This is a genomic window from Rhizobium sp. P1_B8 (assembly GCF_056406515.1).
In genome coordinates, this window is the sequence record NZ_JBFTZZ010000008.1 from 80,153 (window position 1) to 93,689 (window position 13,537).

The 13,537-nt window shown below is 62.2% G+C and carries 11 protein-coding genes; 7 read left to right on the plus strand and 4 right to left on the minus strand.

The window, feature by feature from the left end:
* Positions 1-292: 292 nt before the first annotated feature.
* From AC1D2N_RS12600 to AC1D2N_RS12630, 7 genes are all read left to right on the plus strand, one after another.
* On the plus strand, positions 293-1,171 hold the full coding sequence (locus tag AC1D2N_RS12600) for a DUF6030 family protein (protein WP_113543033.1): 879 nt from the start codon (positions 293-295) through the stop codon (positions 1,169-1,171).
* Between the two features lie 154 nt (positions 1,172-1,325).
* Entirely contained in the window at positions 1,326-1,604 is a 279-nt protein-coding gene (locus AC1D2N_RS12605) for a type II toxin-antitoxin system TacA family antitoxin (RefSeq protein ID WP_018245607.1), read from the plus strand.
* Complete coding sequence (locus AC1D2N_RS12610) at positions 1,601-2,128, plus strand: GNAT family N-acetyltransferase (RefSeq protein WP_113543032.1); 528 nt, start codon at positions 1,601-1,603, stop codon at positions 2,126-2,128. The genes AC1D2N_RS12605 and AC1D2N_RS12610 overlap by 4 nt, the downstream gene beginning before the upstream one ends.
* Positions 2,129-2,376: 248 nt before the next feature.
* Positions 2,377-4,023, plus strand: a complete 1,647-nt coding sequence (locus AC1D2N_RS12615; protein WP_018245609.1) for an acetolactate synthase large subunit — start codon at positions 2,377-2,379, stop codon at positions 4,021-4,023.
* Position 4,024: 1 nt separating this feature from the next.
* Positions 4,025-5,416, plus strand: coding sequence for an aldehyde dehydrogenase family protein (locus AC1D2N_RS12620; protein WP_113543031.1), 1,392 nt, complete (start codon positions 4,025-4,027; stop codon positions 5,414-5,416).
* A 289-nt stretch (positions 5,417-5,705) separates the two neighbouring features.
* Positions 5,706-6,830 (plus strand): metallophosphoesterase family protein, encoded by a 1,125-nt coding sequence (locus AC1D2N_RS12625; protein WP_113543030.1) that lies wholly within the window; start codon positions 5,706-5,708, stop codon positions 6,828-6,830.
* A complete protein-coding gene (locus AC1D2N_RS12630; protein ID WP_018516790.1) occupies positions 6,827-9,454 on the plus strand; it encodes an AAA family ATPase in 2,628 nt (875 codons plus the stop codon). The genes AC1D2N_RS12625 and AC1D2N_RS12630 overlap by 4 nt, the downstream gene beginning before the upstream one ends.
* 13 nt (positions 9,455-9,467) lie before the next feature.
* Here AC1D2N_RS12630 and AC1D2N_RS12635 read toward each other — a convergent pair whose 3' ends face one another.
* Genes AC1D2N_RS12635 through AC1D2N_RS12650 form a run of 4 tightly spaced genes read right to left on the minus strand, consistent with a single transcriptional unit; the run spans position 9,468 to position 13,533 of the window.
* Positions 9,468-10,736: an MGH1-like glycoside hydrolase domain-containing protein gene (locus AC1D2N_RS12635; RefSeq protein ID WP_018516789.1), complete on the minus strand. Its 1,269-nt coding sequence runs from the start codon at positions 10,734-10,736 to the stop codon at positions 9,468-9,470.
* A 19-nt stretch (positions 10,737-10,755) separates the two neighbouring features.
* On the minus strand, positions 10,756-11,814 hold the full coding sequence (locus AC1D2N_RS12640) for an ABC transporter ATP-binding protein (protein ID WP_018516788.1): 1,059 nt from the start codon (positions 11,812-11,814) through the stop codon (positions 10,756-10,758).
* Positions 11,815-11,827: 13 nt separating this feature from the next.
* Positions 11,828-12,685 (minus strand): carbohydrate ABC transporter permease, encoded by an 858-nt coding sequence (locus AC1D2N_RS12645; protein WP_018516787.1) that lies wholly within the window; start codon positions 12,683-12,685, stop codon positions 11,828-11,830.
* Positions 12,682-13,533: a carbohydrate ABC transporter permease gene (locus AC1D2N_RS12650; RefSeq protein WP_018245616.1), complete on the minus strand. Its 852-nt coding sequence runs from the start codon at positions 13,531-13,533 to the stop codon at positions 12,682-12,684. Before AC1D2N_RS12650 ends, AC1D2N_RS12645 begins: the two co-directional genes overlap by 4 nt.
* Positions 13,534-13,537 lie beyond the last annotated feature (4 nt).

The window sequence follows — 13,537 nt, forward strand, 5'->3', positions numbered from 1 at the left end:
ACTGGGGTTGCTGCTTGACGCTCGACACACGCGACTTCACACTTGCAGTGTTGAAGGTGAGTCGGACAGACTGTACCGTTTTTCATATCCGTTGCTCGCCTGAGAAGGAGTCGCCAGCAGGGCTGATTGGTCCACGCGCCGACCCGTACCGGTTGGTCGCAAATAGGATCGAGGTTGATTGAGTTCGAGCTCGCAGCCGCTCCTGTTTTTCTCGTGAGGTCGCGCCGTGGACAAAGTGCTATCAGCAGTCGATCCTCCTCGCGACAGCCCGCTTTGGCACCGGAATTTCCCGTTGCTGAGCAACCGCCGGTCTCTGCTTTTGGGGCTTTTGATACCCGTTTTGCTTCTTGCAGGCATCGTTGTCTTTTATCGCGAAATCCACCACCTCAAAGAGCCGGTCAGGCCCTATGAACATCGAGCTCTCAATAAGGCTGTCCGATCATCTCGCATAGCCGCCCGCCCTGATCCGGCGGCTCCTTCTACCCTCCCGCCGATGTCGATATCGCTGCAGCTGATCGAGGTCCCGAAGCTGGAATTGGCAAGTCAGTTTCTGCGGATATGGCGCGTCTCGGGGCCGAATATTTGCGGTGCTCTTCGAGAGGCCGGCATCGAGATGAGCGAATGGAAAGCCGCATCGATGCGCAATCGCAGCTATGAATGCTATTTTCAGCGCATCTACGAACGGGACGAGGTGCGTCCGCTCAGCTCGACCTTCCTGAAGGTTCGCGGAGATGAAATGGGCGACATTCTTGAGATCCGCGCCAAGATCATTGGGCCAACGACCGACGCCCAGGGACGCCTCGCCCCGGCCGTCCTACGCATTTTCGAGATCATTGTGAAGCAGGCGTGCTGGCGTGATTTCGAGGATACTCTTGCCTCGATCCAAAACCTTCAAAATGTCGAATACGAACGATTCGGCTCCTATCTCAGCTTCACACGTGAAGCCGGCAGCGCAAATATCTTTAATTTTGTTCTTGGCCTTAAGGCGACTTCAGGTTCGCAGGTGAGGACCAAGATGTATTTTTCGACTGAGCGCTGGCTACAAATGCCCGCAGTGCTCCTGCCAGCTTCATCTTCAGGGAGCGCTTGGGGGCATCCATATCAGCCAATTGCGCTCAATGACGTCGCAAGCCCCCGTCAAAGTCCAAGATCAATTTGGAACTGTGGCTAAACATCGACGGCTTCATCGTTTTGAGCGATGAAAGCGTCACGCCGAGCAGCCAAACAGACCGCCGTGGTGATTTCGGCCATGAATGCTGCGATCATCCTTAAACCTTCTTGTACACATACTATGTGTACGTTATATTGAGATCAAGGAGATAGTTATGCCGAGAACCGCGGACAATAAATCCGAACGCTACCAGCTGCGCATCCCGCCAAAGCAGAAGGCAATGATCGCGCGCGCAGCTGCCCTTTCGAACAAGGATATGGCCGATTTCATTCTCGATAAGATAGTACCTGAAGCCGAAGCCGTCATCCAGGCTGCTGAAGTTGAGACCGTTTCGAGCCGCGATTTCATCCGCATCCTCGACCTGCTTGAACGCCCGCCCAAACCAAACGCGAGACTACGCGCCGCGATCTCTGCTCTACCGGATGCCTTGTGACCCTCCCCGTCTGGCATGAAGAGCCGATCGCTAAGTCGCATGATCGGGCCTCATTCGGTTGCGGTGATGCGGCAATGAACGAATTCATTCGGCGCTTCGCCCGGCAGAGCCATGAGCAGAATGCGGCGAAAACCTTCTGCGCTATCGACAAGGCCCACCCTGATCGCATCCTCGGATTCTACACAGTCGCGCCCTCTGCCGTTACGCATGAGGCCGTGCCTCCGAAGATGACGAGAGGCCTCGCACGCCATGAAGTCGCAGGCTTCAAGCTCGCGCGCTTGGCAACCGACGTAAAGGTGGCGGGAAAAGGTTTAGGCGGTCAGCTCATCGCTGCTGCAGCGCTCCGTTGCCTGCGGCTCGCCAGCGAGGGCGGCGGGATCCTGCTAATCATCGATGCCAAGAGCGAGCGCGCCGCCCATTGGTATGCCAGCTACGGCGCCGAACCGCTGCAAGGGAAACCGCTCACCCTCGTTATGCCGCTTGCCACCTTCGCCGCCGACTTCAAGGCCAAGGGGCTCCTGTAGCCGTTTAGCCGCCAAGCCATTGTGCTGCCGGCCCGAACCGCGACACCTCACATCATCAGTCAAAGCTGTTTGCCAGCAGAACTGCGGAGAGCTTTTTTATTCCCGCGCCAAATCCTATCTACAAACTCTCACCGGGATTGAGGACAACCGCCGATGCCGCCGAACGCATGGACAGGCCCGGAAAAGAACATATCTTCGAAGGGTCCTTCCTTTTGAAGCCTCGAATCAAACAGCACGGGCACACATCCATGACCAAAGGCTCCGATCTTCTAGTGGCAGCGCTTGAGAACGAAGGTGTCGAGCGCATCTTCGGCATTCCCGGCGAAGAGAATCTCGACGTCGTCGAATCCATCCGCAAGTCGTCGATTGAGCTCGTGCTCACCCGACACGAGCAGGCGGCGGCGTTCATGGCCGCGACCTATGGCCGCCTGACTGGCAAGCCCGGCGTCTGCCTGACGACGCTTGGGCCGGGTGCTCTCAACCTCTCGACGGGTGCGGCATACGCCTTGCTCGGTGCGATGCCGATGGTGATGATCACCGGTCAGAAAGGGATCCTCTCATCCCGCCAGGCGCGTTTCCAGGTGGTCGACGTCGTCGCGTCGATGAAGCCGCTGACCAAGCTCGCAAGGCAGATCGTATCGCCGCAGATGATCCCGACGACGGTCAGGGAGGCGTTCCGCATCGCCCAGGAGGAAAGGCCGGGGCCGGTGCATCTGGAGCTTCCGGAAGATATCGCGGCCGAAGAATGCCAGGAGGTGGCGCTGATTGCGCCGCACCAGCTCGAACTGCCGACGGCAAGTGAGGCGGCGCTTAACCGCGCAGCCGCGCTCATCACCGCGGCCAAGCGTCCGCTTCTGATGTTCGGGGCCGCCGCCTCGCGTCCGCGCTCGACCTCCGACATCGCGCAATTCGTGATCCGCACGCGCATCCCGTTCTTCACGACCCAAATGGGGAAGGGAACGGTTCCGGGTGGAACCGAACTTTACATGGGCACCGCGGCGCTGTCGGAGCGCGACTATGTCCACGAAGCCATCGAACAGGCCGACCTCATCGTCACGATCGGCCATGACACCATCGAGAAGCCGCCGTTCATCATGGGCAAGGGCGGTCCGAAGGTCGTCCATATCGGATATCAGCCGGCGACCGTCGAGCAGGTCTATTTCCCGCAATCCGAGGTCATCGGCGACATCGGCCCCTCTCTGAAGGCGCTGGCCGATCGCCTCGAGGGCAAGCTGCCAAACGCGCAGGCGCTTCTTCATCTCCGCGAGCGCATTCTCGAGCGCATCGCCGCGCGGGCGACGGAGGATCGCTTCACGCCACAGCGGCTGGTCCACGATATAAGAGAGGTGATGCCGCATGACGGCATACTGGCGCTCGACAACGGCATGTACAAGATCTGGTTCGCCCGAAACTACCGGACGCGGATGGCGAACACGCTGCTGCTCGATAATGCTCTTGCAACGATGGGAGCCGGGCTGCCGTCGGCGATGGTTGCCTCGATGCTCTACCCGGAGCGGCGTGTCATGGCGATCTGCGGCGACGGCGGCTTCATGATGAACTCCCAGGAGCTCGAGACGGCCGTCCGGCTGAAACTCAACCTCGTCGTTCTTGTCATCGAGGACAATGCTTACGGCATGATCCGCTGGAAGCAGGCGGTGGATGAGTTCCCGGATTTCGGGATGACCTTCGGCAATCCCGACTTCGTGAAATATGCCGAATCCTACGGCGCCAGGGGAACCAGGGTCGACGATATCGGCCAGTTCAAAAAGGTCCTCGAAGAGGCATTCTCTGGAGGTGGCGTCCATCTGGTGAATGTGCCGGTCGACTACTCGGAAAATGAACGCGTGCTGGTGAAGGAGCTTCGCGAGCGGCTCCCCGCGATACTGGAGGCCTGAGATGCAGTCTACCATGAAGGTCTATCAGGCGTTCGACCGCGTGCCGATTGCAGAGCTGCCGGCAGACGACGCATCCGCGCTCGAGCGCAAGCTTCAGGTCGCCGCAAAGACCTTTGCCGATCGCGACGGCTGGCTGCCCGCGCATCAGCGGATGGCAATCCTCAGGAAGGCGTCGGCGCTTCTGCAGGAGAACCGCGACCGCTTTGCGATGATGATCGCCAGCGAAGGCGGCAAACCGCTGACCGACGCAATCATCGAGGTAACGCGCGGGATCGACGGCCTGGTGAACGCGGCAGACGAACTGCGCAATTTCGGCGGCAAGGAAATCCCCATGGGGCTGACTGCGGCCAGCGCGAACCGATGGGCTTTCACCACCAAGGAGCCGATCGGGGTCGTGGCGGCGATATCGGCGTTCAACCATCCGCTCAATCTCATCATCCATCAGATCGCGCCGGCGATTGCGGTCGGTTGCCCTGTGATCGTGAAGCCGGCGGCAACGACGCCGATTTCCTGCATCGAGATCGTCAAGCTGTTCTGGGAGGCCGGTCTCCACGAACGCTGGTGCCAGACCCTCATCACCGAGGACAATGCGCTTGCCGAAGCCTTCGCAACCGATCGTCGCGTGGCGTTTCTGAGTTTCATCGGCTCTGCAAAGGTCGGCTGGTACCTCAAGAGCAAGTTGCCGCCGGGCACCCGATGCGCGCTGGAACATGGCGGAGCGGCACCCGTGATCGTCGACCGCAGCGCCAATGTCGATGCGATTGTCGGCACCATCGTCAAGGGCGGCTATTACCACGCTGGGCAGGTCTGCGTGTCGGCGCAGCGTCTTTTCGTGCACGAAGATATTCTGGCTTCCTTCACCGAGGCTCTCGCCGCCAAGGTTGCGGCCCTGCATGTCGGCGATCCCAAGCTTGCACAAACCGAGGTAGGGCCGCTCATCCTGCCGCGCGAGGCGGACCGCGTCACGAGCTGGATCAAGGAGGCGACGGATGCCGGGACCAAGCAGATCGGCGGCGGGCGGATGTCCGATACGACGCTTCTGCCTTCGGTTCTGCTGAACCCGCCTGTCGAAGCGAAGGTGTCGGTGCTCGAGGTCTTTGGACCGCTGACTTGCGTCTTCGGCTACCGCGACCTCGACGAGGCGATCCGCATTGCCAACTCGCTGCCCTATGCCTTCCAGGCAAGCGTCTTTTCCGCCGACATAGCGGTTGCTCTCAAGGCGGCAAAACATCTGGATGCATCGGCCGTTCTCGTCAACGACCATACGGCGTTTCGCACCGACTGGATGCCTTTCGCCGGACGCAGACAGTCCGGATACGGGGTCGGCGGCATTCCCTCAACGATGGAAGAGATGGCCGACGACAAGATGGTCGTGTTCAACCAGGTTACTTAAGATCAGTCGGTACTCCGTCGCCGTTGGCAGCCGACAAAGACAATGGACGACCCTTTCGCCAGCGTGCTGGACCAGCGGCATTTGCATCGAGGCTGCTGGGCGATGCGATGTCGAGTACCGCTGAGAGTTAGACAAGCATTGGATAACAGCTCGCTCAGCCAGGATCGACTTGCCTCGCCTGTTATCGGGAGGCATGGTCTGTCATGGAACAACGGAATCACGAAACTACGGACGAGAGGTCCTTGGCCATGCTCGAAAGCTCGCAGCGCATCGCAAACATAGCTGATTAATGTTTTCCTTCCTGCACAGTTCGGACCTTCATATTGGCAAACGATTTGGCAATCTTCCGGAGGATTTGAGAGGGCGCCTGCGCGAGGCGCGGCATGGCGTGATCGCTAGGCTCGCCGCGGCGGCACGAGAGCATGGCGCTGGTGTCATCCTGCTCGCGGGCGACACCTTCGATACCGAGACGCCGACGCCTGCCGTGCTTCGGCAAGCGCTTGGCGAGATGGCCCGGAATACGCCGCTGCGCTGGGTCCTGCTTCCGGGCAACCACGATTCACTGCTGGCGGACCAGCTCTGGAGTGCGGCGCGCGGCGTTGTGCCCGACAATGTCATCCTGGCGACGGAAGCGGTGCCCCTTCCGCTTGGACCTGATGTCATCCTGCTGCCGGCGCCTTGCACGACCAGGAGGCCTGGCCGCGACCTGACCGAATGGATGACGGGTGCCGCCACACCGGACGGCGCTATCCGCATCGGCCTCGCCCATGGCCCTATCCAGGAATTTTCGGAGGATGCCACGGCGACCAACGTGATTGCGCCGAACCGCGCGGCGCTGGCCGGCCTCGACTATATGGCTCTCGGCGATTGGCACGGATCGGTGGCGGTGGACGCCAGGACGTATTATAGCGGTGCGCCCGAGCCGGACCGTTTCAAGCATGACAGGCCGGGGCAGGCGATGGTCGTTTCCATTGCCGGGCAGGGGGCGATGCCGACGACGGCGGCGGTGACGACCGCCAGTTTTTCTTGGCAGACATTGCACTTTCCTCTGCTGGCATCGGAAGACGGTGTTGAAGTGCTGAAGGCCGCGTTGCCGGAACCGTTCGCGCGCCGACAAACCCTGTTGCGCATCGCGCTGTCCGGCCGTGCCCGGTTGAACGGGCGCACAGCAATGATCAGCCTGCTGGAGCAGGTCGCGCCGGAATTTGCGCATCTGGAGATCGATACCGCCCTTCTGGGGACCGACTGCGAGAGCGATGATCTCGAGACCATCGATCGAGCCGGTGCGCTGCGCGATGCTGCGGACTTGCTGCTTGCCGAAAGCCTCGACGAGGCCCGTTCCGGCGACGACAGGAACGTGGCGCGCCTAGCGTTGATCCGCCTGTTTTCCTATTGCGAGGCGATCGATCGATGAAACTCACCGCCCTTCGCCTCCACAATGTCAAACGTTTCGCCGGCCGCGGCATATCAGTCGAAGGAATCACCGACGGCGTCAATGTGCTGAGCGCCGCCAATGAACACGGCAAATCAACCTGTTTCGAGGCGCTGCATGCCCTGTTCTTCCAACCGCACAGCGGCAATCCAAAGAGCGTGCAGATGCTGCGCCCCTATAGCGGCGGCAATCCGATCGTCGAGGCCGATATCACGATCGAAGCCGGCCGCTACCGCCTGACCAAGCAGTTCCATAGCGGACGGCGTGCCAGCGTCACCGATCTCGGCAGCGGCCGGATCGTCGCCCAGGCCGACGAGGCCGAGGCGTTCATCGGCGATCTCATTTCCGGCGGAACCTCCGGCCCGGCAGGCCTGCTCTGGGTGCGTCAAGGCGTCACCGGCATCGAAAATCGCAGCAAGAGCGAGGAGGAGAACGACAAGCGGGTGCGCGAAAGCCTGCTGTCTTCGGTACAGGGCGAGGTGGAGGCGCTGACGGGCGGACGCCGCATGTCGGCGGTGCTCGAAGCCTGCGAGGACGAACTCAATCGCCTGGTCACCGCGACGCTCCGGCCGAAGGCAGGAGGCCGCTTTGCCGCCGCTCTCGAGGAGCGTGACCGGCTGCAGGAGGAGGAGGCCCGGCTGGCCAAGGAGGTCGAGATGCTGCACGGCGCACTCGACCGCCGCCGCTCAGTGCAGGCGAGACTGAGCGAACTGGAAAACCCTGATGAGGAAGCCGGCCGAAAGACGGCGATTGCCAATGCCGAGGTGGTGCTCGAAGCCGCTAAACTGCATGACAGGGAACTCAAAGCGCTCGATGCCGAGGCCACCTTGGCCGCCAGCCGCCGCGATGAGGCGCAACAGGTATTCGACCGCTTCCACACGGCATTGAACCGCAGCGGCGAACTCGCGCGGCGTTTCGCCTTGGCGGAGAAAGAACTCTCGAGTGCAGCCAAGCGACGCACGGCATCGCTGGCCGAAAGCGAGGCGGCAACGGCGGAGGTGCAGGCGGCCGAAGAGGAGGAGCGGATAGACCGTCAACTGCTTGCGCGGCTGGAGGCAGCGCTCCGTTCACGCCACGCCGCAGAGCGACTGGCCGAGGTCCGTCTGCGTCTCGAACAGGCGGAAGCGGCGCGCCAGCAGATCGAGGACGGGGAGGCGGCGCATGCATTGCTCGCCATTCCAGCCGATGCGGTCGAGCGGCTTGAAGCGCTGGATCTCAAGATCGTCGGCTTGCGTGCAGCCGCCGAGATCGGTCTTCCCACGCTCAGGGTCGATTACCTGAAGGATGCCTCCGGATCGGTGAGCATGGACCGCCAGCCCTTGATTGGGGGTGAGGACAGAAGCTTTGCCGGGATCGCGAAGCTCGACATAACAGGTGTCGGCACCCTGACCATCCACTCCAGCCGGCAGGCAGATCAGGACGGAGCGCTGGAGACTGCGGAAGCCACGCGCCAAACATTGCTTGCCAAGCTCGGTGTCGACAGTCTGCGAGCGGCGCGACAGCGCGATATTGCCGCGCGGAACAAGCAGGAGGAACTCGTGCGGGCGCGCCAGCGGCTCGCGGATCTCGCCCCGAATGGCATTGACAAGCTTCACCTCGACGCCGCACGCTTTGCCGAACTCAGCCAGGATCCGGTCGAACTCGAGGCCGACCCGGAAGAGGTGCGCGCCCGTCTCGCGGATGCGACGCGGCGCATCGAACTATCGCGGAACCGGGCGCGGGAGGCGTCAGTGATGCGCACGGAAGCCGGCGAGGCCATATTGCGCGCGCAGACGGAGCACACCAGGCTTGGCCAGGAACTCGAGGCCATCGAGGCGGTCATCGGCCCCGAAGCCGGCCGAACTGAATTGCAACAGGACCTTGCTCTCAAGCTTTCCAGGGCCAAAGAGCAGGTCGATGCTGTCGAACTGCGGGCCGAGCCTTTGCGCAGGACAGGGCGGGACCTCGCAGGCGCAGAGGCCGCCCTTGCCAGGGCGCGCTCGGTCGCCGACGCCGCAGGCCGCGAAATTGCCAGGCTTCGCGAAGAGCTTGCCGATCTCGGCGGTCAGATCCGCACCCGCTCGGACGGTGCGGTGGAAGAAAACTGGTTGGAAAGCCGGGATTTGCTGGCAGCGGCGCGCGAGCAGGTGAAGCGTTTCGAGACGGAGGTCGGCGTGCTCGATCGCCTGCGCAAGGCACTGACGGCGACGCGGGCGGCCGCGCGCGACCTCTATCTCAAGCCTGTTATGAACGAACTCGCCCCGCTGCTCGGCCTGCTGTTCGACGACATCTCGATCACGTTTGACGGCGACACCTTGCTGCCGCAGATCGTGCGCCGCAACGGCCTGGACGAGGATGTCGACCGGCTGAGCGGCGGCATGCGGGAGCAGCTCTCGGTGCTGACCCGCCTCGCATTCGCAAGGCTGCTTGCCCGCGACGGCCGGCCGGCGCCTGTCATCCTTGACGATGCGCTTGTTTATTCCGACGACGACCGGATCGAGCGGATGTTCGATGCGCTGCACCGCCAGTCCCGCGACCAGCAGATCCTCGTCTTCTCCTGCCGCCAGCGCGCCTTCGCCAAGCTGGGCGGCAATGTGCTCACCATGCAGCCATGGCAGCCGGATTGATGAGGATCGATGCTCAGGCGACGCCGACGCCTCGCTCAAGCCACAGATAGGCGGCAGCCGTCCAGGAAAAGCCGAGGCCGCCGCATCCTTGGCCGGTGACCGGGTCGAAATATTCGGCAAAACCTTCCGTTTCGATCGCCGCGATGGTGGATCGCCGCAGCTCTTCGGCGACATCCGCGTGGCCATTGCGATTCAGTCCGTCGATCAGAAGCCAATTGATGATCGCCCAGGCAGGGCCGCGCCAGTAACGCTTCGGCTCCCAGCTGGCGATGCCCGGCCTCGTCGTCGGAAAGGCGACCTTGAGATCCTTGGACCAAGCTTTCATTTCCGAAACCAGGGCGTCGGCAACCTGCTTGTCGAGGTCCAGCGAGAGGAGGGGGATGAAACCGGCTTGCGTTGCGGCTTCGATATCTTCACCGGAGATCAGGTCTCTCGAGACGAAGCGCGAAAGGTCCGGCCGCCATTGGGCCATTATCGCCTTGCGAGTGCGGTTGTTGAAGGCAGCGATCTCGATCGCGTCCTCGGTCCGGTTGAACAGGCGGGCAAGGTACTCGAGGTCTTCGCCGGCCTTGAGCAGGATGGCGGTCGTCTGGATCTCGGCGACCTTGAAGGACGCCTTTTCCCATTGTTTCGCTGGATCCCAGCCACAGGCGGCATAGGTGTCGACCAGATGAATGAAGCGGCGGTAATCCTCGTCGCGCGGGCGCATGTCGGCATCGACATGGCCGGTGTCCTTGCGCACGACGGGGGTATCGGTGGTGGTGGGTACACGAGCGAGCGCGATGTCCCAGGCGGGAGAATTATCGCTGCCGCTTTCCCAGGGATGCAGGAGCGCAACGAGCCCGGTGCCATCGGGATCGCGGGCGGAATACCACCAGCGGTGCCATCTCAGCGCCGCCTCGTAGAGGGGCAGGGTGCGCGTCTCGGCATCGTTGCCCGCGGCTTCATGCAGCTTGCGCAGCGCGATCGCGAAGACCGGCGGCTGGGTTATGCCGGAGGTCGGGATCGTGTGCGTCGTTCGCCAGACGTTCGGTCCCGGGAAATAGGTTTCGCTTGGCGCGTGGAAGAGGATATGCGGGATCATCCCGTCCGCCCACTGGCCCTCGACCAGCCGTTCCAGCTCGCGATAGGCGCGATCGATGTCGTAGAGCGCGAAGCCCATGGCGACGAAGGCTGAATCCCAGTTCCACTGGAAGGGATAGAGCCGGTCTGTCGGCACAGTATAACCGCCGCGATCGTTGGCGGCGAGGATGCGCTTCGCCTGGTCGATATGCATATTCATGTCGGATACTCCGGTATTCTTAGGCCAAGACGGCCGGAAGGGACTTGCCGCTTTCGGGCGAAAGCCAGGTGATGCGCTTCTGGTCGAGCTTGAGACCGATCGTGTCGCCGCTCTTGACGGTTTCCGAGGCCGGCAGGATGACGCGCACCGGCTGGTCGTGGATCGAGCCGGTCAGAAGCAGGTGCGAGCCCATCGGTTCAGCAACGCGTACCCTCATTTCGAGACCCTGCGGCAGCGGTGCAAGTTCGACGGCTTCGCCGCGCAGGCCAAGGATCACTTCATTGCCGGACCCCTGCGGCGCGGCAAGCTGCTCGGCGCCTGCCGCCACGTGGCTGTTCGTCACCGGCACCTTGATGAAATTCATCGGCGGGTTGCCGATGAAGCCGCCGACGAAACGTGTTGCCGGGTGATTGTAGATCTCGACAGGATGGCCGACCTGCTCGACCACGCCGCCATGCATGACGGCGATGCGGTCGGAAAGGCCCATGGCTTCGGTCTGGTCGTGGGTGACGTAGATCGTCGTGGTCCCCGCCGATTGCAGCACGGTCTTGAGTTCGGTGCGCATTTCGAGGCGGAGCAACGCGTCGAGGTTCGAAAGCGGCTCATCCATCAGGAGAACCTTCGGTTCGACGGCAAGGGCACGAGCGACCGCGACGCGCTGGCGCTGGCCGCCAGAAAGCTTGTTCGGGTAGCGGTCGAGATATTGCTCGATATGCAGGAGGCCGGCGGCCTTCTCGACCTGCGCCTTCACCCTGGCGTCGTCGGCCTTCTGCATCCGCAGCCCGAAAGCGACGTTCTCATAGACCGTCATGTGCGGAAAGACGGCGTAGTTCTGGAAGACCATCGCAAGGCCGCGATCCTTGGGAGGCAAGCCGATCACCGACTTGTCGCCGATGCGGACATCTCCCGACGTTGCGGTCTCGAGGCCGGCGATGATGCGCAGCAGCGTGGTCTTGCCGCAGCCGGACGGACCGAGCAGCGAGACGAATTCGCCGTCGTCGATCGTCAGCGAGACCTCTTTCAGCGCCTGGAAGGCTCCGAAGCTCTTGCGGATGCGGTCGATGACAATATTGGCCATATCTCTGGTCCCGTTATTTGGAGGAAATGCCCCAGATCGCGAAGAGGTAACGTCTGACCGCGAAGATGAAGACAACCGAGGGAAGGATGAGCATCAGGCCCCCGGCAAAACGGTAATGCATCGGGCTTTCCGACAGCACGGTCAGCAGGTAGGCGGTCAGCGTGCGGTTGCGCACCGTCAGCACCGAGGCGGCAAAGACCTCGTTCCACGAGATGACGAAGGCAAAGACCGCGGTTGCGACGATGCCGGGCAGCGCCAAGGGTGCCACCACCTTGAAGAAGGCCTGGATGCGGGTGCAGCCGAACACCCAGGCGGCTTCCTCCAACTCCTTGGGCACGCCGAGGAAAATGCCCTGCGTAACGAGTGCCGCGAAAGGCAGCGCCAGGACGGTATGGATGAGACCGACGCCGACGATCGTGTCATAGAGGCCGAGCCGGATGAAGGAGACCGTCAGCGGCAATGCCAGGATTGCCAGCGGGAAGGCGCGGGTCAGCAGCACCAGGAGGCGGTAGCTGTCCTTGCCGCGGAAATCATAGCGGGCGAGCGCATAACCGGCCGGCGCGCCGAGCAGGATCGAAAGCGCCACCGTAATGCCGGCTGCCCCCAGCGAATTGAGGAAGGACTGGGCGACGCCTTCGGTCTTTAGGAAGAGAATGAAGGGCTCCAGCGATATGCCAGTGGGAAGACCGGTCTTCGGCCAGATATAGACGCCTTGGCGACCGCCAAGTGCGCCGAGTGCCACCAGATAGATCGGCACCAGCACCCAGGCGCAAAGCGCTGCGATGCCGCTCCAGAGAAGCCAACGGCGTGAAGAGACGAAGCCGGCCGCTTTGGGTGTGTCTGCGGCCGTGCTGATGGTGTCCGTGGTCATGGCAGGCGCTCCGGATCGACTTTCAAGGCCTTCAGATAGATGAGCGTGGCGGCAAGCGAGATGATCATGATCAGCACCGCATAGGCGGCAGCGACGCTGTAGTTCTGGTTCTGGTTCTGCCAGTTGTAGGCCTCGCCGACGAGGACCGGGAAATTGCGTCCGCCGAGCGCATAGACCACCGCGAAGACTTCGAAGGCGAGCACGGTGCGCAGGATCAGCGCCGATTGTAGAGCCGGGCGGATCAGCGGCAGGGTGATGCGCCAGAAGCGCGTCCACGGGCCAGCACCGAAGATCTCGGCGGCTTCTTTGAATTCCTTCGGCACCTGGTTGAGACCGGCGACGATGATGACCATCACGATGGCCGTGCCGCGCCAGATTTCGGCAACCGCAATCGCAATGAAGAGCGCGACCGGCGTCTGGTAGGAAAGCCAGCTCGCTTGCCTGCCGATGATGCCGAGGCCGAAGAGCAGCGAATTCAGATAGCCGGTATTTTGCAGGATCGACAGCCAGACGAGACCGGCGGCGAGATCGGAAATGCCGAGCGGGATCGTCCAGATCCACAGGATCGTCTCGCGCCCGCGGCCGACCTTGGCGACCATGGTGCCCATAGCAAGCGCAATGGCGATCTGCACCGGCACGACAGCGATCGTCAGCAGGAAGGTGTTCTTCACCGAGCGCGTGAAATTGATGTCGGTGACCATCCGCTCGGCATTATCAAGCGACAGCACACCATTATCCGAAACCGCCAGCCAGATCGTCTGCACCAGCGGCACGACGAAGAGCAGCGCCAGAAAGGCGACGGATGGCAGGATCAGCAGATAGGGGATCCAGGGTCGGCTATTGGTCATCGAC

What these genes read in the sequence shown, in the direction of transcription:
- AC1D2N_RS12650 (WP_018245616.1), bottom strand. Translation starts at nt 13,533, where the DNA reads ATGACCAATAGCCGACCCTGGATCCCCTATCTGCTGATCCTGCCATCC.
- AC1D2N_RS12630 (WP_018516790.1), top strand. Translation starts at nt 6,827, where the DNA reads ATGAAACTCACCGCCCTTCGCCTCCACAATGTCAAACGTTTCGCCGGC.
- AC1D2N_RS12635 (WP_018516789.1), bottom strand. Translation starts at nt 10,736, where the DNA reads ATGAATATGCATATCGACCAGGCGAAGCGCATCCTCGCCGCCAACGAT.
- AC1D2N_RS12615 (WP_018245609.1), top strand. Translation starts at nt 2,377, where the DNA reads ATGACCAAAGGCTCCGATCTTCTAGTGGCAGCGCTTGAGAACGAAGGT.
- AC1D2N_RS12620 (WP_113543031.1), top strand. Translation starts at nt 4,025, where the DNA reads ATGCAGTCTACCATGAAGGTCTATCAGGCGTTCGACCGCGTGCCGATT.
- AC1D2N_RS12605 (WP_018245607.1), top strand. Translation starts at nt 1,326, where the DNA reads ATGCCGAGAACCGCGGACAATAAATCCGAACGCTACCAGCTGCGCATC.
- AC1D2N_RS12645 (WP_018516787.1), bottom strand. Translation starts at nt 12,685, where the DNA reads ATGACCACGGACACCATCAGCACGGCCGCAGACACACCCAAAGCGGCC.
- AC1D2N_RS12625 (WP_113543030.1), top strand. Translation starts at nt 5,706, where the DNA reads ATGTTTTCCTTCCTGCACAGTTCGGACCTTCATATTGGCAAACGATTT.
- AC1D2N_RS12640 (WP_018516788.1), bottom strand. Translation starts at nt 11,814, where the DNA reads ATGGCCAATATTGTCATCGACCGCATCCGCAAGAGCTTCGGAGCCTTC.